The sequence below is a fragment of the Photorhabdus temperata genome (assembly GCF_025384845.1).
GTDB classification, from domain to species: Bacteria; Pseudomonadota; Gammaproteobacteria; order Enterobacterales; family Enterobacteriaceae; genus Photorhabdus; species Photorhabdus temperata.
The window spans coordinates 59766-82523 of record NZ_JAJAFX010000005.1 but is presented as its reverse complement, the minus strand read 5'-3'; the positions used below and the strand labels follow the sequence as shown (position 1 = coordinate 82523).

17 protein-coding genes and 1 pseudogene are annotated in these 22758 nt (G+C 38.2%); 16 read left to right on the top strand and 2 right to left on the bottom strand.

Going from position 1 to position 22758, the window contains the following annotated elements; all coding sequences use genetic code 11:
- The first annotated feature begins 145 nt into the window (after positions 1-145).
- The 10 genes from LGZ99_RS03115 (at position 146) to LGZ99_RS03070 (ending at position 11306) form a co-directional block, all read left to right on the top strand.
- On the top strand, positions 146-922 hold the full coding sequence (locus LGZ99_RS03115) for an SDR family oxidoreductase (protein WP_021325335.1): 777 nt from the start codon (positions 146-148) through the stop codon (positions 920-922).
- 2 nt (positions 923-924) lie between these two features.
- Complete coding sequence (locus LGZ99_RS03110; RefSeq protein ID WP_036840788.1) at positions 925-1638, top strand: 4'-phosphopantetheinyl transferase family protein; 714 nt, start codon at positions 925-927, stop codon at positions 1636-1638.
- Positions 1631-2458 carry a cyclase family protein gene (locus tag LGZ99_RS03105; RefSeq protein ID WP_023044671.1) on the top strand — a complete coding sequence of 276 codons (828 nt, stop codon included), beginning with the start codon at positions 1631-1633 and terminating at the stop codon, positions 2456-2458. Before LGZ99_RS03110 ends, LGZ99_RS03105 begins: the two co-directional genes overlap by 8 nt.
- Before the next feature lie 451 nt (positions 2459-2909).
- Entirely contained in the window at positions 2910-4274 is a 1365-nt protein-coding gene (locus LGZ99_RS03100) for a beta-ketoacyl-[acyl-carrier-protein] synthase family protein (RefSeq protein WP_051769661.1), read from the top strand.
- The gene (locus tag LGZ99_RS03095) at positions 4267-5376 is read left to right on the top strand and encodes a beta-ketoacyl synthase N-terminal-like domain-containing protein (RefSeq protein WP_021325341.1); all 1110 of its coding nucleotides are present in this window, start codon (positions 4267-4269) and stop codon (positions 5374-5376) included. The genes LGZ99_RS03100 and LGZ99_RS03095 overlap by 8 nt, the downstream gene beginning before the upstream one ends.
- A gap of 33 nt (positions 5377-5409) precedes the next feature.
- Positions 5410-5658 (top strand): acyl carrier protein, encoded by a 249-nt coding sequence (locus tag LGZ99_RS03090; protein ID WP_021325342.1) that lies wholly within the window; start codon positions 5410-5412, stop codon positions 5656-5658.
- Positions 5659-5681: 23 nt separating this feature from the next.
- On the top strand, positions 5682-7226 hold the full coding sequence (locus LGZ99_RS03085; protein WP_036840785.1) for a class I adenylate-forming enzyme family protein: 1545 nt from the start codon (positions 5682-5684) through the stop codon (positions 7224-7226).
- Positions 7226-8668 (top strand): SRPBCC family protein, encoded by a 1443-nt coding sequence (locus tag LGZ99_RS03080; protein ID WP_051769660.1) that lies wholly within the window; start codon positions 7226-7228, stop codon positions 8666-8668. The genes LGZ99_RS03085 and LGZ99_RS03080 overlap by 1 nt, the downstream gene beginning before the upstream one ends.
- A 19-nt stretch (positions 8669-8687) precedes the next feature.
- Positions 8688-9839: an alpha/beta hydrolase family protein gene (locus LGZ99_RS03075; protein ID WP_036840784.1), complete on the top strand. Its 1152-nt coding sequence runs from the start codon at positions 8688-8690 to the stop codon at positions 9837-9839.
- Between the two features lie 765 nt (positions 9840-10604).
- Positions 10605-11306: a helix-turn-helix transcriptional regulator gene (locus LGZ99_RS03070; RefSeq protein ID WP_036840782.1), complete on the top strand. Its 702-nt coding sequence runs from the start codon at positions 10605-10607 to the stop codon at positions 11304-11306.
- 721 nt (positions 11307-12027) lie between these two features.
- On the opposite strand, the gene LGZ99_RS03065 is transcribed toward LGZ99_RS03070, so the two are convergent.
- Positions 12028-12372, bottom strand: a complete 345-nt coding sequence (locus LGZ99_RS03065) for a hypothetical protein (protein WP_023043710.1) — start codon at positions 12370-12372, stop codon at positions 12028-12030.
- 723 nt (positions 12373-13095) lie between these two features.
- Between LGZ99_RS03065 and LGZ99_RS03060 the strand changes: the two genes are divergently transcribed.
- Complete coding sequence (locus LGZ99_RS03060) at positions 13096-13275, top strand: hypothetical protein (RefSeq protein ID WP_235184798.1); 180 nt, start codon at positions 13096-13098, stop codon at positions 13273-13275.
- Positions 13276-13304: 29 nt separating this feature from the next.
- On the top strand, positions 13305-13415 hold the full coding sequence (locus LGZ99_RS03055; RefSeq protein ID WP_235184797.1) for a helix-turn-helix domain-containing protein: 111 nt from the start codon (positions 13305-13307) through the stop codon (positions 13413-13415).
- Positions 13416-13616: 201 nt separating this feature from the next.
- Here LGZ99_RS03055 and LGZ99_RS03050 read toward each other — a convergent pair.
- A pseudogene (locus LGZ99_RS03050) lies at positions 13617-14715 on the bottom strand (ISAs1 family transposase).
- A gap of 2015 nt (positions 14716-16730) precedes the next feature.
- Here LGZ99_RS03050 and LGZ99_RS03045 point away from each other — a divergent pair.
- The 4 genes from LGZ99_RS03045 to LGZ99_RS03030 are packed head-to-tail and all read left to right on the top strand — an operon-like array spanning position 16731 to position 22489.
- Positions 16731-17861 (top strand): LuxE/PaaK family acyltransferase, encoded by a 1131-nt coding sequence (locus tag LGZ99_RS03045; RefSeq protein WP_036840778.1) that lies wholly within the window; start codon positions 16731-16733, stop codon positions 17859-17861.
- A 1-nt stretch (position 17862) separates the two neighbouring features.
- Complete coding sequence (locus LGZ99_RS03040; RefSeq protein ID WP_036840777.1) at positions 17863-20268, top strand: acyl-CoA reductase; 2406 nt, start codon at positions 17863-17865, stop codon at positions 20266-20268.
- Between the two features lie 29 nt (positions 20269-20297).
- Positions 20298-21569, top strand: a complete 1272-nt coding sequence (locus LGZ99_RS03035; protein WP_036840776.1) for a phenylacetate--CoA ligase family protein — start codon at positions 20298-20300, stop codon at positions 21567-21569.
- Positions 21566-22489, top strand: coding sequence for a GNAT family N-acetyltransferase (locus LGZ99_RS03030; RefSeq protein WP_021325365.1), 924 nt, complete (start codon positions 21566-21568; stop codon positions 22487-22489). Before LGZ99_RS03035 ends, LGZ99_RS03030 begins: the two co-directional genes overlap by 4 nt.
- The last annotated feature ends 269 nt before the right edge of the window (positions 22490-22758 follow it).

Sequence of the window (22758 nt, the reverse complement as noted above, 5' to 3'; positions counted from 1 at the left end):
TATATTATTGGTGTAAATTGGAAGTTGTGAATGTTTTTTGTTAATGCTGACAGAAATTGTCACTGAATTGTGAATAATACTTATGAAGGGTAACCGTAGTTTTTTGTAAATAAAAATAATACAAATAACGATAGGAATAATTCAGATGAAATATGCCTTTATTACCGGTGCGACAGGAGATATTGGTTTCGCAATTACAGAAAAACTATCTGAGGATGGTTTTGAGCCAATATTATTATCACGTACTTCTGATCGTCTCGATAATGCAATTAGTAAGCTACGTAATAAATATGGTAATCAATTTGCAAAAAAAATAGTTTGTGATGTTTCTGATCATGAAGATGTCAGCAAAGCTTTTGATCAACTTGATCTTGAAAATAATAAGTTATCCGTACTGGTGAATTGTGCAGGTATTTCCGGTGGTGGAATTACTGCTGAAATAAGTCCTCAAACTTGGCAAAATGTAATAAACGTTAATTTAAATGGTACTTACTTTGTCATACATGAAGTTTTGACAAGAAAACTAATGCTATCTGGTGGAAGAATTATCAATATTGCGTCAACCGGCGGCAAGCAAGGTGTTATTTATGGCACGCCATATTCTGCCTCTAAACATGGTGTTGTCGGTCTCACCAAATCCTTGGGGCTTGAATTAGCGCGTAATGGTTCAGGCGTCACCGTGAATGCAGTTTGCCCTGGGTTTGTTGAAAGTGACATGGCCGTGCGTGTCAGAGAACATTACGCCAAGATTTGGGGTACTGATAAAGAAGAAACGAAAAGAAGAGTAGAAGAACGTGTTCCTATCGGAAGATATGTTGAACCTAATGAAGTGGCTGAAATGGTTTCTTATCTCGCATCTCCGCTCGCTGGGGCTGTAACCGCTCAGGCGCTTAATGTGTGTGGTGGATTAGGTAATTACTGATCATGGGAAATATTTCTTTATCATCTGATTTTTTTGATCTTTGGATTATAAAAATCGATGATATTGATTTAGCGTCTATTGAACAGTTAGTTTATGGTTCTGATATTACTCGCCATAATCAGATCTGTTTAGCGGATAGAAGGAAAAAGTTTATTTTTAGAAGGGTTGCATTGCGTTATGTTTTAAATCAATATCTATCGGATTATGAAATAATAACGAATGATAACGGAAAGCCTTATATATCTACGGGGAAAGACTTCAAATACCATTTTTCACTGAGTGCCTCAGGAAATTATTGTGCCATTGGCCTTAGTTCAAGAGAGATGGGTGTTGATATTGAAGTTACTCCTTCTAAGATAAAAATCTCAGAAATTATTGAGTATTTTATTAAGGATGAAAAACTGGAATATATGAAAGGTATCCTGTTAAAACAACCATTAGGTGTCAGTCCGGGATTTAAGAATTATTATTGTTTAATATCATTGTATTATTGGATTAGACTTGAAGCATATATTAAATTATTAGCTTCGACTTTGCATGAAGAGTTATTGGTTAATAATGCTGCTTCTGTGAAAAATATGAAAGATCTGGAGGAAAGTACATTACTAATTCATAATCAGGAATTTGTTTGTGCTTTGTCTCAAAAGAAGATAATTTCCACTCCGAATATTAAGAGAAGAAACTACTCCGAAATTATAAGGAACAAAGATGAATAATATTATTGATTTAAGTGTTCCTATAGATAGTGATTTTTGGGAGCCTGAAAAAGTCACGAGGGAAATAGTCGATCATAAAGAAGGTGCCAATAAATTAGGTGAGAGTTATTTGTATTTCCATACCAGTTCATGGTGGAAAAGAGTCTTTATAAAACTCTTCAAACGCAAAAAGTGGATAATTGATCATAATGATTTCCCTGATGGTATGGGATTATCACTGATGCATTATCGACTGACAACTCATACCGGAACGCATATTGATGCACCTTATCACTATGGGTGGCATAAAGGGCAAGAGCAGCCGGCAACAATTACCGATATTCCTTTGGATTGGTTTTATAGTCATGGTGTATTACTTGATTTTAGCCAAAATGATCAATTAATTGATAAACAGGCGGTAGAAAACAAGTTAAAGGAAATCAATTATAAAATAAAAGCAAATGATATTGTTCTTATAAGTACTGGTGCTGATAAATTAGTAGGCTCAAAATCCTATTTTACTCACTATAGAGCGATTGAAAGCAGCGCTGTTCAATGGTTAGTAGAACAAGGCGTAAAGATTATTGGAACAGACGCCTTCAGTTTTGATCGGCCATTTATAGAGATGATTAACGATTATAAAAAGACAGGGAACAAAGCTTACTTATGGCCTTCTCATTTTATCGGACGGGATCATCCTTATTTGCAAATAGAACGACTTTGTAATTTAAACAGTATTCCAAAACCTTATGGATTTAAGGTGTGTTGTTTTCCAATAAAATTAGAGAAAGCGGATGCTTCATGGAGTCGGGTTGTTGCAATATTTGATAATAATATATAACTGACTGATAAAACTGAGTGCATTGTGAATATAAAAGAAGTTCTAATGGTTAAGGTTATATAAAGCAGCGAAAGATAGATTATCTTTGCTGTGTTTTATTGTGAGCAGCTATATCAGCTCTATTGTAATAAATTTGTCATCTCCTTTCTGGATGATTTTTAAGAGTAAATTGAGCGATTAAGAAAAAGGCTGAATTATTATCTATAAAGATCGAATGGAGTTAACTTAATTTGGTTTAATCTGGAATATTCATGTCATTCTTGCATGTTTGGCAAATGATAAGTCAGTGAGAGACACAAATTGATATTTAAAGGGAGTTATGGTTGGGCCTGGTGCTCATTCTCAAGAGTTTTGGTTAGGAGATAAAGATCAAATATATATATGACAAATATTAATTTAAAGATAATCAAAGTAGTTTGAGATAACTACTTTCAGATAGGGATTTTCTTAAATGAAAATGGGTAAATTTTATGTGAATAAAACTTACCTGACAATAAATCTGTATTCTATTTCTATCGAGATAACTATTGTGATAATAAATAACAGAAATGAATCTCAAACACAGAGAGTGGTGGTGACAGGGTTAGGTGTTATTTCACCAACAGGTATTGGCATTAATGAATTTTGGGACAATATTCATAATGGGAAATCGGGGGTCAGTGAATATAAATGGGGAAGAAAAAAATTCGGATTCAAAAGCGGAGCTATAGGAAAGGTTGGCGGTATTGATATCGATAACAAAGAATATGTTTTGCAAAATGAGCATAAATATCTGCGGTTTGCTTTGGATGCCTCCGAGATGGCAATGCAAGATGCAAATTTAACGCCTTCAGAAATTGACGGTAAACGCTTTGGTGTTGCAATCGCAACCGCTATTGCCGATGCTGCTGGAATGGAAGAGTGTTTGCTCAGAATTACCCATGGAGGTAAAGAAGAGATCAGCCCTGATTTAATTCAACCAGAGGATTACGATAGCTTTGATTTCAGTTCTGCGGCAACCTCTGTGGCGAAAAAGTATGGTGCATCCATGTCGGTGAGTAATATATCAACGGGATGTGCGGCAGGACTTGATGCTTTAGGTATTGCTCTTGAACATATTCGTTATGGAAGAGCGGATGTCATGCTGGCTGGCGCAAGTGAAGCTCCGCTTTGTCCACTGTCTATTGGCTCTTTTGAAGCTTTAGGGGCGTTGTCATCAAGAGAGCTGGAAAATCAGCAATCAGCAACCTGTCCTTTTTCTCTTGAACGTGATGGATTTGTTATTGCTGAAGGGTGTGGAATATTAGTTTTAGAATCTTATGAACATGCGAAGAAGCGTGGAGCACATATCTATGCTGAATTAGTAGGGTATGCATCAGTCAATAATGCTTATCATATGACGGATTTACCCGCTGATGGATTGGCAATGGCACGATGCATTGATATGGCATTGAAAGATGCCAAGGTTGCCCCATCAGCTGTAAATTATATTAGTGCGCATGGCAGTTCTACGGCTCAAAATGATATTAATGAATCAAATGCAATTAAATTTATTTTGGGGGAAAAAGCATTTGATATTCCAATTAACTCATTAAAGTCAATGACAGGCCATGCTTTAGCTGCCGCTAATGCGATAGAATCTGTTGCATTATGCCTGGAAATAGAAAGGCAATATATTCACCCAACAATTAATTATCAAACCCCGGATCCTAATTGCGATTTAGATTATATCCCTAATCAAGGTTGCGTATATCCCATTGACACCGCGTTAAAATTATCCAGTGGTTTTTCCGGTATTCACAGTGTTATTGTTATGAGGGCAGTTAACAATGCGTAGAAGAGTTGTTGTTACCGGTGTTGGCGCAATACATCCTGATGGCAAGGATGTGACATCCATCAAGTCAAATTTGATTCAGAAGCTCTTGGGCCAAAACTCGATAAATAATATGACCTCAAGCCCTATAATAAGGACATTGAGTGATCCCGATGAAAAAAAATATATCAACAATCGCTTAAAGCGTAAAATTGATGACTTTTCTATTTATGGTATCGTCGCTGTTGAGATGGCATTAAAAGAGAGTAAATTAGATTTAGCCAAGATTGATCCTAATCGCGTTGGAATATATGTTGGAAATTGCTTTGGTGGATGGAAACATATTGAAGACGAAGTGAAAGCGCTTCATATTGAAGGAATACAAGGAATGGGCCCTTATGTCGCTACGGCATGGTTCCCTGCTGCACTCCAGGGGCAGTTATCACTTCTTTATGGTTTTAGTGCACAATCTAAAACATTTTCTACATCGGATGTGGCAGGGATACAAGCAATAGGTTATGCGGCTGACGCTATTTCTAATGGTGTAGCGGAAGTTATGTTATGTGGTGCGTCAGAACATCTTTCGAGCCCATTAGTTAAAAATTTACTGGAGCAGAGATCAGCACAGAGAAATTCTGAAATATTTGGCGAAAAATTACCAGAAAATTTCTCGGAAGGGGCTGCATTCCTGGTTATAGAAGAAATGCAACATGCTTTAGAACGTGGCGCTTCGATATTGTGTGAATTAACCGGATTTATTGATTATTTTTCATCTGATAAAAATACAAGAAGTGACACCTTGGAATATACTGCTGAACTATTCAGCCATAATGAGAATTCTGCATTTATTATGGATGGAATATATGATGATGAAAAGGAAATAACGAGTAAAGTATTTTCAGATAAAGATATAAAAACATCTTTTGTAAATCTGAGACCTTATTTAAATAATCAATTTTCGGTCAGTGGCGTGATTGATTCAGTCCTGGCTTCGTCATTCTTATCAGAAAATAATGGAGAACAGCAGCCTATTACAATAAATGAACTTTCAAATATTAATCAAATAGTCATTCAGCGTCTCAGTAACAAAGGTCATGTGTGTGCATTGAGTTTTTCAGCTATTTAATCTCTAAAATATTTAAATATTCAGGTGAAATATATGAATAACAATCCAGAAGTAAAAATAAAAACTATTTTATCATCTTTTGTTAATATGAATTTTGATGATTTCAATATGGATGCAGATCTGGCTCAAGCTTATGATATGGATTCTACGGAATTAGCTGACTTAGCAAAAGAAATTGGGAAAGAATTTGGTATTTCTGTGACTAAAAGTCAATTCAGTAATTGGGAAACAGGAAGAGCTATTCTTGATTTCGTCTCAGTAAATTTAAGTGATAAAAATTAATTGTTAATCAAAGGGAAGCAGAAATGAAACTAATTTCTATGTTGTTACATTCAGAACGTGATAATTTAAATGATGATTGTATTATCACTAAGGATTCTCATTATACAAGAAAAGAGGTAATACTTTCTGTTTCCCATTTAATTGATGATTTACGCAATAGAGGAATTCATAAAGATAATAAAGTTATCGTTATATTTGAACATGATGAATTAGGCATTTTCTTCTTGGCTGCGGCCAGTGCTATGGGGTTGCATTTGTTAATGCCTTATAATTTATCATCAGCGACAATCGATGAGTGGATCAATTTTACCAATGAAGTCCAATACGATTTTGTTATTTATCTTAAAAAAGATAAACATTTTGTTGAAAAATTAAAAGAAAACGGCATTAATGTTATTGATGTTTCAGATCATGAAATCAGCGCTAATGATATAGAAGAAACCCCAGTTATTATCTATTCACCACAATCTATTGCTAACTTTATTGTACTTTTTACGAGTGGCAGTACTGGCAAACCGAAAGCAATTAGTATTTCAGAATCCTTAGTATGTCAACGAATTTGCACAGTAACAGAAAAATTAAAGTTTACTCAGGATGCTAAAATATTCATGTCAGGTTTATTGAATAATACTACCGGCGTGATTTTCTCTTTCGGTGCATTATTACATCAGTCAATACTTTTTATACCAGAAGACAGGAATATAGAGAAATGGCCTGCTTATATTTCCCGTAATGAAATTACGCATATTATGTTACGTCCAGAGTCGATGAAATTATTTGTTAAATCGGCAGAAGAAAATGATATTGATCTAACTTGTTTACACGTTGTTGCTTATGGGGCTGCGGCTATGCCGCCCAGTGTACTTGAGAAAGGTCGTAAATTAATAGGCTGTGAATGGATGCAGGGATACGGATTAAGTGAAACTTATGGTCCGTTCTGCTGGGTGGATGAGCAAGATCATCGTGATAAAAGATATCTCGACTCAGTTTATTGTGTTGGAAAGATTGATAATACATTGGAAGTTGCTATTAAACCCATGACCGGCTCATCTGATAATATTGGAGAAATTATACTAAGAGGTAACAGTATAATGGAAGGATATTATGATGTGATTTCTGGGAAAGTCACTCCTCCTGATGAATGGTTTGCTACCGGTGATTTGGGTTATATCGATGACGATGATTATTTAATTTTAAAGGGACGTAAGCAAAATACATTTATGAGTGCTAACGGACATAGAATTTACCCTGAAGAAGTTGAATCTATTTTATCAAGAATACCCAATGTGAACGTGGCTACTGTTGTTGGTTTTTCTTTCCATGAAAATGGTGTTGCTATTAATCAACCTGTTGCCTGTATAAGTGGCGATATATCGAAGAAATTATTACCTGAAATTGAAAATATTCTTTCATCATTTTTGAGTGTTAAATTAAGTCAGGAAAAATGGCCTGACTGGTTCTATGTTACTGGTGAATCTTTTCCGAAAAGCCATAACGATAAGATACTAAAATCAGAGTTAATTAAATCAATCGACCCTAAAAAACTATTTAAATTGAGGAATAAATAATGAATTATTACGAATCACATTCAATCATCTGTAATACACAGGCAGAAAAGGTATATCAGGTTATTGTCAATTCTGAAAATTGGCCAGAAATATTTGAGCCTTGTCAGGAAGTGACGGTTATCTTTAGAGATAAAGACAGTGAAAAAATAGAAATTAAAGCATTAATTAACGGCGTCATCATGCAGTGGGTATCCGAGCGTAAATTTCATGCAGAAACATTCAGCATAAAATCAAAACTAACTAAGCCAATGACATTAGTCAAAGAGATGGAGACGTCATGGCGGGTTATTAAGATCAATTCTCAACAATGTATGCTTATGTTAGAGCATGATTATGATATTGAGCCAGAAATAACAGGATTAGTTGATGGTGTTGAAACAACTCAGCAGGCTCATGAATTTATTAGTAAAGGAATTGATCTTAACTCAGTTAAGGAACTTAATAATATAAAAAATATTGTAGAAATAAATGAAGGGTCGGAAAAAAAATTAAACGGAAATCTGACTCATTCAATAATATGTGAGGTGCCGGCAAAGGATGTATATACTTTGGTTAAAGATGTCTCTTATTGGCCTGATATTTTCTCATTCTGTGAAGGTGCTGAGGTATTAAATAGAATAGATGATTCAGAACTTGTTGAAATTAAAGCAAGACAAAATAATAAAACAGTAAGCTGGCAAACAAAACGGTATTATTCTGATTCTATTTATAGGATTGATTATGTTCTGCCTAAACCTATGCCGTTATTAAAGGCAATGAGTGGTAGATGGCAAGTTATTCCTATTAATGATCAACGTTGTCTTCTGACAGTACAGAGGAATTGGTCTTTATTAGACGATGTAAGCGGTATTATTGATGATGTTGATAATCATGATCAGGCTAATTTCTTTATTATCTCATTTATTAATGACAATACTCAAATGGAGATGGACAGTATAAAGAATAAAGTGGAGAGTAATAAAAAGTCAGATTTATTAACTTTTACAACAGGATATTATATTCCTCATCAAATTGATGATGTTTACGATATCTTTTTAAATATCAATGATTGGAGTCAAATATTACCTCATTGTGATTCAGTGAAAATAATTCACAATGATGATAGGCACCAAGAATTTAATATGGAGGTATCAACGCCAAATGGAAATGAGACTTTCCGTAGCATACGATTCTGTGATAGAGATAATTTATTGATTGAATATTTTCAACCAGAGCCTCCATTAGTATTAAGATCTCATAGCGGTTCGTGGCGTATATTTAGCAGAGGAAGCGGTTCGTTCATTGTTTCTAATCATAGTGTTGAATTAGATCATAATTTATGTGCAGTCAAGTTTGGTACAGAAGATAAATTAAGACAACAAGAAATAGTGAAGAATGCTATTTCAGAAAATAGTAAGAAAATGGTTTTTGCCTGCAAAGAATGGTTAGACGATCGTATTTAGTAAATTAAAGGAAAATACAATGAATAATAAGAATAAACCAAATAGAATTTCGGCAGAACTTTTTTCTACGTGTAGTTATTTTATGCCAAGACTTTTTTTCTTAAATTCTCAATATGCACCTCAGGTTCATTGGGGAGATGTGGTTGAGGCATTGAGTCATTTTCAGGAGGAAAACTTAGATTTATCATCTGAAGAATTCTGGCATGAGTGGATGGTTAATTGGTCAAAAGTGGGTGATAATTATATCAGCATCGCTAATTCTGCCAAAAATGAAGTCAGTTATGTTCGTGCCCTGAAGAGTGCTGCTGCTTGTTATCATTGGGCTGAATTTATGTATTTCAGTGATAAAAGCAGAAAAATCCAGCTCAGAGAGTATATTCGTTCATGTTTTTTATCCGGTATAAAATATAGTGATTTACTGGTTGAGCATCAGTATATTGTTGTTGATAAATTTCATATGCCATTCTTCCTTATATTTCCTAAAGGATATAAAGAAGAAGAGAATAATCCTTTACCTTGTGTTATTTTATCCAATGGATTGGATTCAATGACCGAAATTGAAATATTATCTTTAGCGGAATTTTTCTTGGAAAAAGGTATGGCGGTAGCTATATTTGATGGACCAGGGCAAGGAATAAACCTTGGAAAATCGCCATTGGCTATTGATATGGAATTATATGTTACCTCTATACTTAAATTATTAGAGGATGATGCTAGAATTAATAGTAACCTTCTCTGTTTCTTAGGAATTAGTTTCGGAGGTTATTTTGCTTTACGTGTTGCGCAAAAAATGGGTGATAAATTTTGCTGTATCGTTAATTTATCTGGTGGGCCTGAAATAGCCGATTTTGATAAATTACCCAGAAGACTTAAAGCAGATTTTCAGTTTGCCTTTATGCAAGATAATCATATGCAGTCTCTTTTTGATGAAATAAAATTAGACATATCTTTAACTTGTAAAACAAAGGTTTTTACTGTTCATGGCGCATTGGATGATATATTTTCGATTGATAAAGTTAGAGAATTAGACCATTTATGGGGAGATGATCATAAATTATTATGTTATGAGTCAGAAGCTCATGTTTGTTTAAATAAAATAAACGAGTATATGATACAAGTTTTAGATTGGGTTAATGAGCAATTCAAACTAAATAGCGCTAAGAAAAATTAATTTATTTTACACTTGGCACCTATTTTAGTTGGTGTAATTGTTGCAGAGCGTTATTATAAATGAATAGTGAACACGGACAGTGCTCAAGATCCACATCGTACATATAATACATGAGGATGATTCGTTTTTTTGCCTTTGGGCTGCTGTACTAAAGTGAGTTCAAAAGTTAGCGCTTTAGCTTAAGCACTGTCTTGGTTCGCTGTTTATTATAACGGATGGAAAATAAAATAGTCTATTTTATATAATATTATCCTTCAAAGTTAGGGATTTTATGCCAAGATAAAATTTAAGTTAAATAAATACTCACTACCGTATCTGAATAATTTTTATTTTTTTAATGGATGTGAAGATAAAGCTTACTTTGGCTATGTCTTTTAGTTTCACTGCCCCTTTACTGTAAGTCATAAAATAAAGTCATCTTCATAAACATTACGAAGCGAAATGTCCGAATTACAAGTTCATATTTCTTCTGCTTAAATATTGACTGGCAGCATGAAACTTGACTTTAACATTTAAGCTTTCTTATATTGTCAATACATAGTAAGTTTACTTATTGATTATCGCTATATATATTTTAAATGTTTACTCTATGATTCGACACTTACCTCTACCATGTTTCAATGTAATGTATCGAGCATTCACTCTTGATAGGATAGAGTAATTATGAAAGGCGAAAATATTATTTTCGTTAACTCAGATAATTGAGAATTATATTAAATATAAGATTTTCCTATTTGATTTTTTATTAAAATGAGGAGTGTAGAAATGTCAAGAACCGAAAGACTCATAGTATTATTGCAATACTTAAGACAAAGAAGATATCCTGTCAGCGGTAAGTTACTGGCTGGCGATTTAAATGTAAGTTTGCGAACCCTTTATCGAGATATTGCTTTGCTAAATAGTCAGGGAGCAAATATAGAAGGTGAACCAGGTTTAGGTTATACATTAAGACCGGGTTTTATGTTGCCTCCTTTAATGTTTACAATGGATGAAATTGATGCTTTAGTTTTAGGTAACAAATGGGTTATTGAACAAAATGATGTTGTTTTGGCTAAATCTGCTCATAGTTTTATATCCAAGATCGCGGCAGTACTTCCCGAAGAACAGCGTGCTCAACTATACTGTTCGCCAATGTTTGTAAAAACGGAAGGTTATAGTAAAGTTACTGATAATAATTCGATATTATCTGATATTAGGAAAGCGATATATCATAAACAAAAGATAGTGATAACTTTCTTTGATTTAAATAATGTACGTACAGTGAAAACTACTTGTCCATTATCGATTTTTTTCAATAATGAATTCTTTTTAGTTTCTTGGTGTGAATTTAGTCATAAATTTATCAAGTTACAATTGGAAAAAATAGAAAAATTAGAAGTGTTATCGGAAAAATATATACAAGATCGAATATTATTGCTAAAAAAATGGGGTGAGACAGAAGGATTGTCTGAGAATTATTTATCTTGATGAACGATTATTACCAAACAATTGATATATACCCTTCATCTTTCAAGTTGCTGCTTTGTTGGCTGCGTTCACTTACCCCAGTTACATAGTTATCTATGCTCCTGGGGATGCGTTTACTTGCCGCCGCGCTGCAATTTGAAATCTATTGGGTATAGATATTTATCTAATGTAAGCATGATTGTTATTTCTGTTGAATATCTGGTTGAAAATATATATTTATGACTTTAGTAGGCTTTGATGATTATCTGAATTTTCTGCTTTTATTTAAACTGTAAGCTTAAAAAATTTAGTTTTTTCGTCAGATTTACCGAAAATTGATTTTGTTTTCTTAAGTTCAGAAACGAGAACGATTCTTTGGAAAAGCAAGCCCTGGAGAGCCGATGGTGAGAATGTCAGGATAAATCACGATTTGGTAATCTAGGGTAATTGATAAAAGAGCATTGTCTTGAAATTATAGGTATTGTTAAAATGGTACGTAGAAAGTATTGAATTTTATAGCAGACTAAAATACAGTGTTTTTTTATGATTTAGGTATCATTTTTTTAAAAAAATATAAGGTGATAACGTAGGTTAATTATATATTTGAGACTTTGATTGCCATATTTTAAGCCGATTCAATAAAAATCATGATTTTTATTGAATCGGCTTCAGTTTATGGCTTAAGGCAGAGTCTAAAACTCGTATTCTCCACATAATTATAAATAATTCAATGGAGGAAAATCTACCATTTCCATGTGTCTGGGCTGGTTCCAGAAGGTAATACACCAATTCCATAATCGCTAATGACAACGGCAACATATATATCATTGTCATAACAATCTAATTGATATCTCCTTCCTTTTTCAGTCCATCGCCAATAATCAGTTTTCCCGCTTTCAGGATAGAAATCTTGAAGAAGTGAAGCGGTTGCTGGATATAATCCATTGACATTTAGAGCGCTCGTATTTGAAGAGTTACTCCAAAACACATCACCTGTTAAAATTTTATTGGTTAGATTAACAACGAAGAAGGAGTGTCTATTAACACCAAGCATTTTACCTTTTTCTTTTTTCTTAATTTCTTTCATCTTAGGCTCCTGAACTAATAGATAAAGCTACTGATAACCATAGTTTCTCTGGAACTTCTATTTCTACTGCTATAAATTTAATAGCCATGACGATAGTTACAGTGGAAATAGATACAAAGTAAATATGTTTTTATACTTCATTATTTTAACTTGGATAAATTTCTCTTAAAAAATCTATTCGTCACGACATTTTATGCACGTTCTGGGTAATTTATTATTTATAATTCAATTATATTTATGAGCACGGATAGAAAATTATATATTAGATATTTTTATAGTAGCGCAAAAATACGGAATGTAAAGTATATCGTCATTATGTTTTATCTGAATGCTACAGGAAATCGAGTGAGTGATTTTTGGGCTAGTTGACTGAAATTACCGGTGAGAACCTGAAAAATACTATTTCTGATGAAAATTGGTTTGTGAAAGTCTGGATGGATGCAGTTTCATCTACTGTTAATGAAACATAACTGGATGTATTTTCGAATGAATGTATCTGGAGTATGGCATCAATATTATCATCGGAGTTTTATCCGGATTAATCTTCATATATTTTTCATCGTGAGTGCTGATTTTAATAAAAAGTGGTTGCAATATATAGTAATATTTACTATGGTAAATATTACTATATAAAACTTTGTTCGGCTTACGGAAATGAGAATTTTTGCCACAGATGATTTTTCGGTAACTTATTGTATGGTTTATTAATAGAGGTAATATGTGATGAATGATAACCGACTTATTAAAATGCAGAAAATGGCTGAACGTTTTCATAAATCTGGTACAGTATCGAACATAACCATGCGAGAAATTAACTCACTGGTTAAAGAAAATAAAGATTACTCTTCTCCTGATGTAATGACTGGTGATCGTATAAAAAAATTCGTAAACATTACAATATAAGTCAAGGAGCGTTAGCTATTGCTATTAATATGTCTGCAAATAGCGTTCAGAAATGGGAGAGAGATGAAACACACCCTACTGGTGCAGCATTAAAGCTGCTTATGATCATTGAAAAAAAAGGAATTGAAGTATTAATGTGAATTCTGATTTTTCGGCTGGTGAACGAGAGCCAGCCACCATACTTCTATACCCTTCATCTTTCAAGTTGCTGCTTTGTTGGCTGCGTTCACTTACCCCAGTCACATCGTTATCTATGCTCCTGGGGAGGCGTTCACTTGCCGCCGCGCTGCAACTTGAAAGCTATTGGGTATAGCAGGGTGGGATTCCACTTTGTATTTAATTTAATCAAAAATAAGCTGACTGCGGAATTCCCTTGACCAAGTAGCCCTTCGACGTTTAGCCGCCTGACTGTCCTTTATACTGGTATTCTGTTTAATCACATTTAACGCAATTCGGTTAAACAGGGCCATTTGGGCTGCTCCATCAGGCGCTTTGAATGATATGGCATCTTCCCGAAAGGTAACATCCAAGACCCAATGCAGCTCGTTTTCCACCAACCAGTGCCTTCTTAATTGCCTTGGCGGCGATTGCCGCATCCAAAGGAAGAGAACTGACATACCAACGTGAATCACGGTGGGGAGGTTGACCTTTCACACTTCGTTCACTCACCACTTCAATCACACTCTGTATTGAAGACCATTTCTGCTGAAGTACCTCAGGCAATGCGGCCGGAATTTGCATGACATGGCGGAATTCTTTTCGGCCATGACCGCTATTTTTCTCCGTAAATTCAACCCGTTCATCTTGATCGTAATGTGCGGCAAAACGCGCTTTGATAAACTCATAGAGGTTTTTTTGATTGCCTTTCAGGCCAACAATAAAATCCCCACCTCGTTGGTTAATTAACTCAAGGGTTTCTTTCTGGCAATGCAGGGCATCCATGGTGACAATCGCCCCATCAAGAGCCAGTAATTCAATTAACTGTCTGGCAACTGGGCCTCCCTTACCTTTGCTCTCAGCGGCACGCTGATAGAGGGCAACCCCCGATTCAACATCATAAGCACTCACCACATGCAGGGCTTCAAACAATGTCCCTTTACAAGTTCCTCGTAGCGTTTTTCCATCAATGGCGATGATACTTTTTCCTGCCTTGACCCGACGCGGGTTGATCTAGGCATAAAAGGCTTCGACTAAGGCATCTTGTTCTATCATTTTGATAATATTAGCAATACAGTGACGGCGAGGAATACCGTGAGTAAAATGGGTGTATTGTTTAAGCCACTCGATTTGTAACTCACCAAATTCTTGAATCGATTTCCAGCCAGAAGCTGCGCTTAATACCGCGGAAAAAGCCAAAAAAATCACATCCATTAATTCATGTTTTTTATTGATGTCAGAACGTGGAGCATCTATCTTGCTGATAAAGTTAAAAATGTTCATTATTAATGATTACTTTTTAAGGAATGGCGTGATTTTAACGTTTTAATGATAGAAATGCTGATAAAAAGTCACCGTCTGATTTTTATTTAACCTGAATAACCATACCAAAAATGTGAGATCTCGCCCTGTATACACTCCTGAGCGGACAGTAATATTAATGAATTATTATGTTGAGCATGAATATATGAAAGGCGTTACTTGTTACTCCTTCCGACAGAATGTATTCATGCGGAAAAACAGGAAATAAAAACCTCTGACGAGACCTTTAGGTGAGGTCGGTTATAATTATCTTGGCAGAGGGAAAAATGCCTGATAATTGAAATTTAGTTATAGAGTAGTCAGTTGGAAAATACAACGATATTGATTTTTTTTCAAGGATAATATATTAAATATGATTAATGCTAAAAGGATCTTAGGGTGAATTCTATGTCATTATATTTTTCATGAAAATGATTTAGTTAAAGTGATTAAATCATTTTTCTTTTGAAATAATATAGGGTGGTAATTTTAAATTAAACCACTTAAATTAAGTGGTGATAATATTTAAAGCATGAATTCCATATTGTTTTTTATAGATTCTTACAATGTGATTTTTCATTGAGATATAATTGTATTCAGTATGAATTATAATGTTTATTATCTTGTTTTATTTTAAATATTGCAAATGGCTTGAATGAAAAACCTAATATTAATTATTTTTAAATTAAATTTATAATTAACGGAGTAAAGTGGTTTTTATATTTTTATGCTTATTGTCGTCTTTTTTTAATAATAAATTATAAAACTATCACATAGGTGAAAGTAAAGTAATGTTCATGTGGTAAATTATAAAATAGATTTTAATTAATTTACTATTGTTATTTTTCAAGTATTAATAATATAGGATTGTAATTCTGGACTAAATTGTGAAATAAAGTGGTAAATAGTAACAATATTTAAAATATAAGCAGTATATTGTGTATCTTTGCGATTTTACCATAATAAAAACTTTTAGTTTTTTATTGAAATATAGTTATATATGGTATAACTTATTAGCAATTCTTATTTGGGTATTTTATTTCTTGCTAGAGGTGATAATAATTTATAAAGAAATGTTAACGTGAAAAATTAATAAAGTAAGTAAAGTAATTATATAAGAGCAGATTTCTATCATGTGTATAGAAATATGTTTTTTATTTCTAATTTTTTCATGGGTTTTTTATGTTTTTAAAAAAATTTGATTGGTATTAGTTATATCATAAATTGTTTATTTTCTAGGCGATGTAAATGTCGGTAATATAAATACAGATTTTAAATCTGTGTTTCTTATACTGCTGTAAATAATTCGGCGTATCTATCATTGCTGGATAAAAATAGACTAAAAGTAAGAATCTCATTCCATTGGTTTTAATGATTATCTTTCTGGTAAGGATATTTTTATTATTGATGAAATTTACTGGAAAAATAATGTTGTTGATTATTATGTTAACAATGAATCATGTGTAAATATTGTATGGATTTCAGGATTTTATTTGTTTATTAAATGTTAATCATTGATAGTGAATTCGTATCTGGTGGTTTGATTTTAACTATTTTTTGATCGATTGGCGTATATACCCAATAGATTTCAAGTTGCAGCGCGGCGGCAAGAGAACGCATCCCAGGAGCATAGATAACTATGTGACTGGGGCAAGTGAACGCAGCCAACAAAGCAGCAACTTGAAAGATGAAGGGTATAAGTAATTATGATTAGATTCGATGATAAGATTATTAAATATAAGCTCGTTATTACATTGGTCTTGGTCAAATCATAGTTATTATATTTGCTCTTTTTTTCTTTACAAGGAATTAACAAATTTAAATATTAGTTTTCCCAAAACGGTGACTCATTTTTATTTGGTTAAGTAGTTGTATTCAGCATGCAGTCATTTTTTGCGGCGGGATATTAGGTTTTTGACTTGCCGAGATGATGAAACAACTTACTTATTATTTTAAGGGAGTAAATGCCCTTCTTTCTTTATTTCTGGAGATGATTTTTGACTTCTCTTGCTTATGTTGACGCCCTTTGCGCGCTTGATCATCCTTATCGTGCCGATAGTGCTTGCGACCAACTGTTTGACGCGGCTATGCGCGAACTGACGCGATATCATTGTGAACACACCTCTGGTTATCACCAGTGGCTGAAGGCTAATGGCCTGGATGATCAAAAACTGGAAACACTAAACGATTGGGCGCGCTTACCGCCCATTTTCGCTAATTATTTTAAACATCAGTTGCTGCTCAGTACCACCGGTCAGGATGCGCTGGAATTGACCTCATCCGGGACAACAGGTCAGAAAAGCCGTATGCGTTACGATACCCGCAGTATACAGGCGGCCCAGAATATGGTTGAGAGGATTTTCGAGTATTACGGCTGGAATACGCCGCAACAGCCCTGTAACTATTTGTTGTTGAGTTATGAACCCGCCGGAGCGATTACTCTGGGAACTGCCTATACCGATCAGTATCTGTGTAAATACGCGCCAGTGAATCAAGCCTGTTATGCACTGCGCCACAATGGAAAAGGCAATGAGTTTGATCCGTTTGGGGTGATCCGATCCTTGCAGGAGTTTGCTGTGCAAGGGCTGCCGGTGCGTATGCTGGGCTTTCCGGCATTTCTGTGGTTCGCACTGGAACGGATGCAGGAAATGGGCCTGCCGCCGATACAGTTACATCCTGAATCACTGGTATTTTTAGGGGGTGGCTGGAAAACACACGCCGATAAAGCAATCCCAAGATCGTTGTTTTACCAGCGTTTAGGTGAACAGCTGGGGATCCCTGACGAGCGTTGCCGGGATGGTTACGGTTCGGTTGAACATCCGGTGCCTTATGTTGAGTGTCGGCATCACCATTTTCATGTACCAACTTATGCCCGTGCCTATATTCGTGATACGGCTAATATGGCGGTTCAACCCTATGGTAAACCCGGTTTTCTGCATCTGACATCGCCTTATATCACCTCCAGCCCGGCACACAGTATCGTGGTGAGCGATTTGGCAGTGCTGCATTCAGCCGTTGAATGCGGTTGTGGGTTGGCTACTGATTGGTTTGAGTTATTGGGTCGTGCCGGTACAAGTAAAAGCCGCAGCTGCGCGATTGCGGCCTCTGAGTTGATAAAGGAGTCCTGAAATGTATTTAGTTAATGGCAAGATAATATCTGACTTGGAGCCCGACGCGGTATTGGCCGAACTTAAAAGCAGCCTTGCGGATACGCTGGCTTGTCCCCTAAGTGTACAACAAGTATTGGACTGTGCTGGGCGCTTTGCCGACAGTCTCGATACTGTCGCTTCTGTGCTTGCACTGGATACAGCGACAATCGCCGCTTTACGCGGCTTTTGTCGTCGTGATTTGCTGGAGGCGAAGTTACGGCACGAGTTGGGCGAACAACCATTTTCCCTGCGTCGTTTTGACTATACACAGCCCCGTTTTGAAACCTGGCAACCTCTGGGGCTGGTGGTGCATATCACACCGGCTAATGCGCCGTTGCTGCCATTTATGGCTGTGCTGGAGAGTTTGCTGGTAGGTAATGTTAACTGGCTACGCCCCAGTAGCAGTGATCAGGGCCTCAATGCACAGTTATTGGCGGAATTCCTGCGCTATGACCTGAGTGGCAAGTTGGCTCCTTATGTATCCGTATTACCTTTACCGTCTGATCAACTGTCAACGTTGCTGGAGTGTGCTGATGCTGTGTCAGCCTGGGGGAGTCATACCGCATTGACCGCTATCCGTAGCCAATTGCGGCCCGGTTGCCGCTGGATCGACTGGGGACATCGTATCAGCTTTGCCTATCTGGCTCCGGAGTCTGCCGATCATGCTGATTACGACGCGTTGGCTGATGATGTTTGCCGGTTTGATCAACAAGCTTGCTCCAGCCCACAGTGTTTGTTGGTAGACAGCACTGATGAGAACGTTTTGCGGGAGGTGGCGAGCGCCGTGGCTGCTGGGTTGGCACGACGGGCGCCGGTATGGCCGGCCTTACAGCCTGACATACAGGAAGCGGCCGAAATCAGCAGCCAGATGGCATTTTTGCAGTTAGATCATACTTTTGCTGGTCTGACTGGTTCAGTAGAAGAAGGGGATGGATGGCGGGTAGCTTGGGTGCAACGCCAGGAGCTTGCGCCATCGCCATTGTATCGTACCCTGCAAATTCGCCCGGCGCCACGTGCGCGACTGGTGGAAATTTTGTTACCGTGGCGCCCCTATTTGCAAAGTTGTGCTTTGATCGCCGAAACAAATGAACTGCCGATGTTGAGCCGCCAGTTGCTGGCCGCAGGTGTCAGCCGGGTATGTCAGGCCGGAGCGATGCATGATGGTTATGAAGGTGAGCCACATGACGGTGTTTATGCATTGACCCGGCTTGCTCGGCGTGTATCAGTCAGCTTGAAAGCGGAACAATTGCCGGGCCATGTCACACTGGATAAATTGGCGATCAATCCTCCAGAGCTGGCAGGGGTTCCAGTGATGGATAAAGAAAAGTTTCAGCAAAATGGGGTGACGTCGAAAGCACAGGTGTTTTTCCGCAGCGGCGGCAGTAGCGGTACGCCGAAACTGGCGGGTTTCAGTCACAGAGATTATCACAGTCAGATGCAGGCAGCGGCGGATGGTCTGTTTTCCGCCGGTTTAGATCCGGCGCAGGACCGGGTAATGAATCTGCTGTATGGCGGCAACTTGTATGGTGGTCTGCTGAGTTTCTTCACTATTCTGGATAAATTATCCGTGCCGCATTACCCGATGGGCGGCCCAATAAACGATGATTTTAGCCAAATCAGACATTTTATTGTCACTCAAGGGGTTAACACGCTGGTAGGGATGCCAAGCACTATGTATCAACTGTTTGAACGTGAAGAGGCTGCGTTACGTGCCTATGGTGGTGTGCGTAAAATTTTTGCTGGTGGCGAGCATATTAGTGAAGAGCGTCGTCAGTTTTTATCCAGTTTTGGCATCCAGGTGATCCGCTCGGCAATTTATGGCTCCGTTGATGCTGGTCCATTGGGCCATGCTTGTGCTTGTTGCCACGATGGGGAATTCCATCTGTTATCTGATATTCAGTGGCTGGAAATACTGGCTCTGGATAGTGACCAGCCGATCCAGCCCGGTGAGACCGGTCGGTTAGTGTTTACGCCTTTGGCGCGGGAAGGGCAGGTGATTCAACGCTATGATTTGGGCGATTTGGGCCACTGGCTACCCGGTCTTTGTGCCTGCGGATTACTGGCGCCGCGTTTTAGATTGGTAGGTCGTCATGGGACATTGATGCGGGTAGGTTCTATTTTTGTGAATCCAACTGAATTGTCAGCTGGTTTGGCGTTTCCGGTGCAGTGGCTGATAGGGAATCACGCTGGTGGTGGCGAATACATCCATGTGTTAGCTGAGGGTGATGTTAACCAGGTACGCGGGCATCTTATGCAACATAAAATGCTGAATCAGGTTGTCAGTGGTGGAATGCTTCAACTGGAAATTATCCTTACGCCAGCCGGACAGTTTCGCCGTCACCCGCAAAGTGGCAAAACGCCGCTGGTGCTGGATAGCCGAACCTGAGACCCATAATATTACTTTTTGAGTAAATCATGACATTATCATTACACGATTTGGTTGAATATGCCCGCAATCATGCTCCTTTCTTTAGGGATCTGTATTGTGATCTGCCCCGCTCTGGCTGGACCTTGACTGATCTACCATTAATCGATCCTGCTGACTATTGGCAGCAGTCGCAACCACTGGAAAACTGGCCGGTATTGACTGGTCCTATCAACGGAGGTCATGTTTTCAAAACCGGTGGCTCGACCAGTGAGGGTAGGTTGTCGGTGTTCAGTTGCAATGAATGGCGTGCTTTTGTGCGCGCATTTGGTCAAGGGTTGGCACAGCAACTACAGCCTGATGACCGCGTTGCCAACCTGTTTTTTGCCGGTGATCTGTATACCAGTCTGTTATTTATTCACGGTGCTTTGTCCTATTCACCTGTGCCGGTGGTGGAGTTTCCGTTTACCTGTTCAGTTGATGATCGGGCGTTGGCTGACGCGATTGTTAGCTTGGGGATTAACGTTCTCGCCGGGGTGCCGGCGCAACTGTTACGTTTTGCTAGTACCTTGCAGCAGATCGGCCAGACCATGCCGGGTATTGAGCGTCTGTTGTACGGTGGCGAAAGCTTGTTTTCAGAGCAGTTGACACTATTGGGTCATGTATTCCCCAATGCACGCATTGGCTCAATTGGTTGTGCCAGTGTTGATGCCGGTCTCATTGGTGCTGCTTCTCCCGATTGTGGTCACGGTGAACATCGGGTTTTTGATACGGATACGATTGTTGAAATCATTGATGAGTCCAGTGGTCAGCCGATTACCGCGTCGGGACAAAACGGCATGTTGGTTGTTACCAACTTGCAACGGCGTCTGATGCCGGTTATCCGTTATCCTACTGGCGACCTGGCGTGTTGGTGTGAAGAATCTGGGCGGCCACGTCGCAAGTTCGCTTTGCAGGGGCGGGCGGGCAGTGCTCACCGGGTACGGGTTGGCACGTTATCCCTTTTTCCTGACCATATTGCTCATTTACTGCGACAGCAAGAGGGAATACTGGCTTGGCAGCTATTACTGAGCCGTCAGGATGGTATAGATAAAATAAAACTCTTGTTAGCCAGCGGCTCGTCACCGATGCCGCTTGCGACAGCAGTACATCAGGCGTTGCTGGCGGCGCAACCCGCGATGGCAAAATTATGTTGTCAGGGATTACTGCATGTGGAAGTCACTTACTGCGCCCTGGAAAATATGGTCACGCATCCACGCTCCGGTAAGCTGATGCGGGTGGTTGATAATCGTGGTTATAGTGCTGAAGAGAAGGCAGCATGAGCATAAATCCAGTAACACCATTGATTCGATTATTCCGGGAAGAGGATTCTACCGGTGTCAGTGCTTTGTTTCGGGTTGTTTACGGCGAAGATTATGTTTACCCGGAAGTCTATTTGCCAACCATGCTTGGCCGCTATAACGCGGCAAGACACTGGTATTCTGCTGTTGCGGTACAGGATGGGCAGGTGTTGGGGCATGCGGCGCTATGGCAGGATAAGCGCTGTTCGTTAAGCGCTGAACTGGCGCTTATCGCGGTGCACCCACAGGCGCGTGGTCAGGGGATTGCTACCGCACTGGGGAGATACTTGTGTGAGCAGGCCAGGGAAATGGGGTTAAGCATACTCACTATTAAGCAGGTATCGTCACATAATCACAGCCAGCGTCTGGCTCAAAACCTGGGTTTTCACACCACAGGGTTGTTGCCGGATTATGTCACCTCACCATTTGATCAGACACATCCGGAAAGCATCGTACTGGGTTGCTTGCCTCTGCAAAGCTGGCCCTTTCCAGAGTTACATTGGCCTTCAGGTTGGCAAAATTGGCTGAACTCGGTGACTCAAGTGTTTGGTCAAGAGCCTTTACAACCGGAAGAACCGGTTGATGCCGATATCAGCATGACCAATCATGGACGCCGGTTGGAAGTGTGGGTGGAAAAGCAGACAACTGAGCGGGTAAAAGAGGTGGCGGAGTTACCCGCTCATAAACTGGTATATGTGAAACTCCCGGTAGGGGAAGGTACTCTCCAGGCTATGGAAATTTTGCAGCAAGCGGGATTTGCTTGTACGGGGTTTGTGCCCGGTCATCATCATCGTTGGGAAGCGTTACTGGTTCGGGGGCATAGTAAAAAAGAGCTGACCTTAAGCTGCCAGTTTGCCCACAATCTACACCAGCAAAGCATGTTTGCCTGTGCAGGAGGGTAACTCTCCCTGCAATGATTAGCAAAGCTCGTCAGAGCTTGAACAACTTTGCAGATTAATGACAAAGTGTTGGTCTTTTGGTCAGCACTTTGAATGGATATTGATTAAGTAGCAAAAAACGATCTGACTATTATTCGAGAAAACTTGCTTTACCATCCTGTCAACCCGACATCGTTTCCCTAAAATTATTTGGTACGTAAAACCGATGTTGCCACTGATTTTAAATTCATTCGTGATGCCCACCTTTGCTAAAAAAATGCATCAAATATGTT

Excerpts from the sequence above, each read along its gene's own strand:
- LGZ99_RS03100 (WP_051769661.1), top strand. The coding sequence starts at position 2,910 with ATGAAAATGGGTAAATTTTATGTGAATAAAACTTACCTGACAATAAAT.
- LGZ99_RS03080 (WP_051769660.1), top strand. The coding sequence starts at position 7,226 with ATGAATTATTACGAATCACATTCAATCATCTGTAATACACAGGCAGAA.
- LGZ99_RS03085 (WP_036840785.1), top strand. The coding sequence starts at position 5,682 with ATGAAACTAATTTCTATGTTGTTACATTCAGAACGTGATAATTTAAAT.
- LGZ99_RS03105 (WP_023044671.1), top strand. The coding sequence starts at position 1,631 with ATGAATAATATTATTGATTTAAGTGTTCCTATAGATAGTGATTTTTGG.
- LGZ99_RS03055 (WP_235184797.1), top strand. The coding sequence starts at position 13,305 with ATGTCTGCAAATAGCGTTCAGAAATGGGAGAGAGATGAAACACACCCT.
- LGZ99_RS03030 (WP_021325365.1), top strand. The coding sequence starts at position 21,566 with ATGAGCATAAATCCAGTAACACCATTGATTCGATTATTCCGGGAAGAG.
- LGZ99_RS03095 (WP_021325341.1), top strand. The coding sequence starts at position 4,267 with ATGCGTAGAAGAGTTGTTGTTACCGGTGTTGGCGCAATACATCCTGAT.
- LGZ99_RS03035 (WP_036840776.1), top strand. The coding sequence starts at position 20,298 with ATGACATTATCATTACACGATTTGGTTGAATATGCCCGCAATCATGCT.
- LGZ99_RS03070 (WP_036840782.1), top strand. The coding sequence starts at position 10,605 with ATGTCAAGAACCGAAAGACTCATAGTATTATTGCAATACTTAAGACAA.
- LGZ99_RS03060 (WP_235184798.1), top strand. The coding sequence starts at position 13,096 with ATGAATGATAACCGACTTATTAAAATGCAGAAAATGGCTGAACGTTTT.
- LGZ99_RS03075 (WP_036840784.1), top strand. The coding sequence starts at position 8,688 with ATGAATAATAAGAATAAACCAAATAGAATTTCGGCAGAACTTTTTTCT.
- LGZ99_RS03110 (WP_036840788.1), top strand. The coding sequence starts at position 925 with ATGGGAAATATTTCTTTATCATCTGATTTTTTTGATCTTTGGATTATA.
- LGZ99_RS03115 (WP_021325335.1), top strand. The coding sequence starts at position 146 with ATGAAATATGCCTTTATTACCGGTGCGACAGGAGATATTGGTTTCGCA.
- LGZ99_RS03090 (WP_021325342.1), top strand. The coding sequence starts at position 5,410 with ATGAATAACAATCCAGAAGTAAAAATAAAAACTATTTTATCATCTTTT.
- LGZ99_RS03065 (WP_023043710.1), bottom strand. The coding sequence starts at position 12,372 with ATGAAAGAAATTAAGAAAAAAGAAAAAGGTAAAATGCTTGGTGTTAAT.
- LGZ99_RS03040 (WP_036840777.1), top strand. The coding sequence starts at position 17,863 with ATGTATTTAGTTAATGGCAAGATAATATCTGACTTGGAGCCCGACGCG.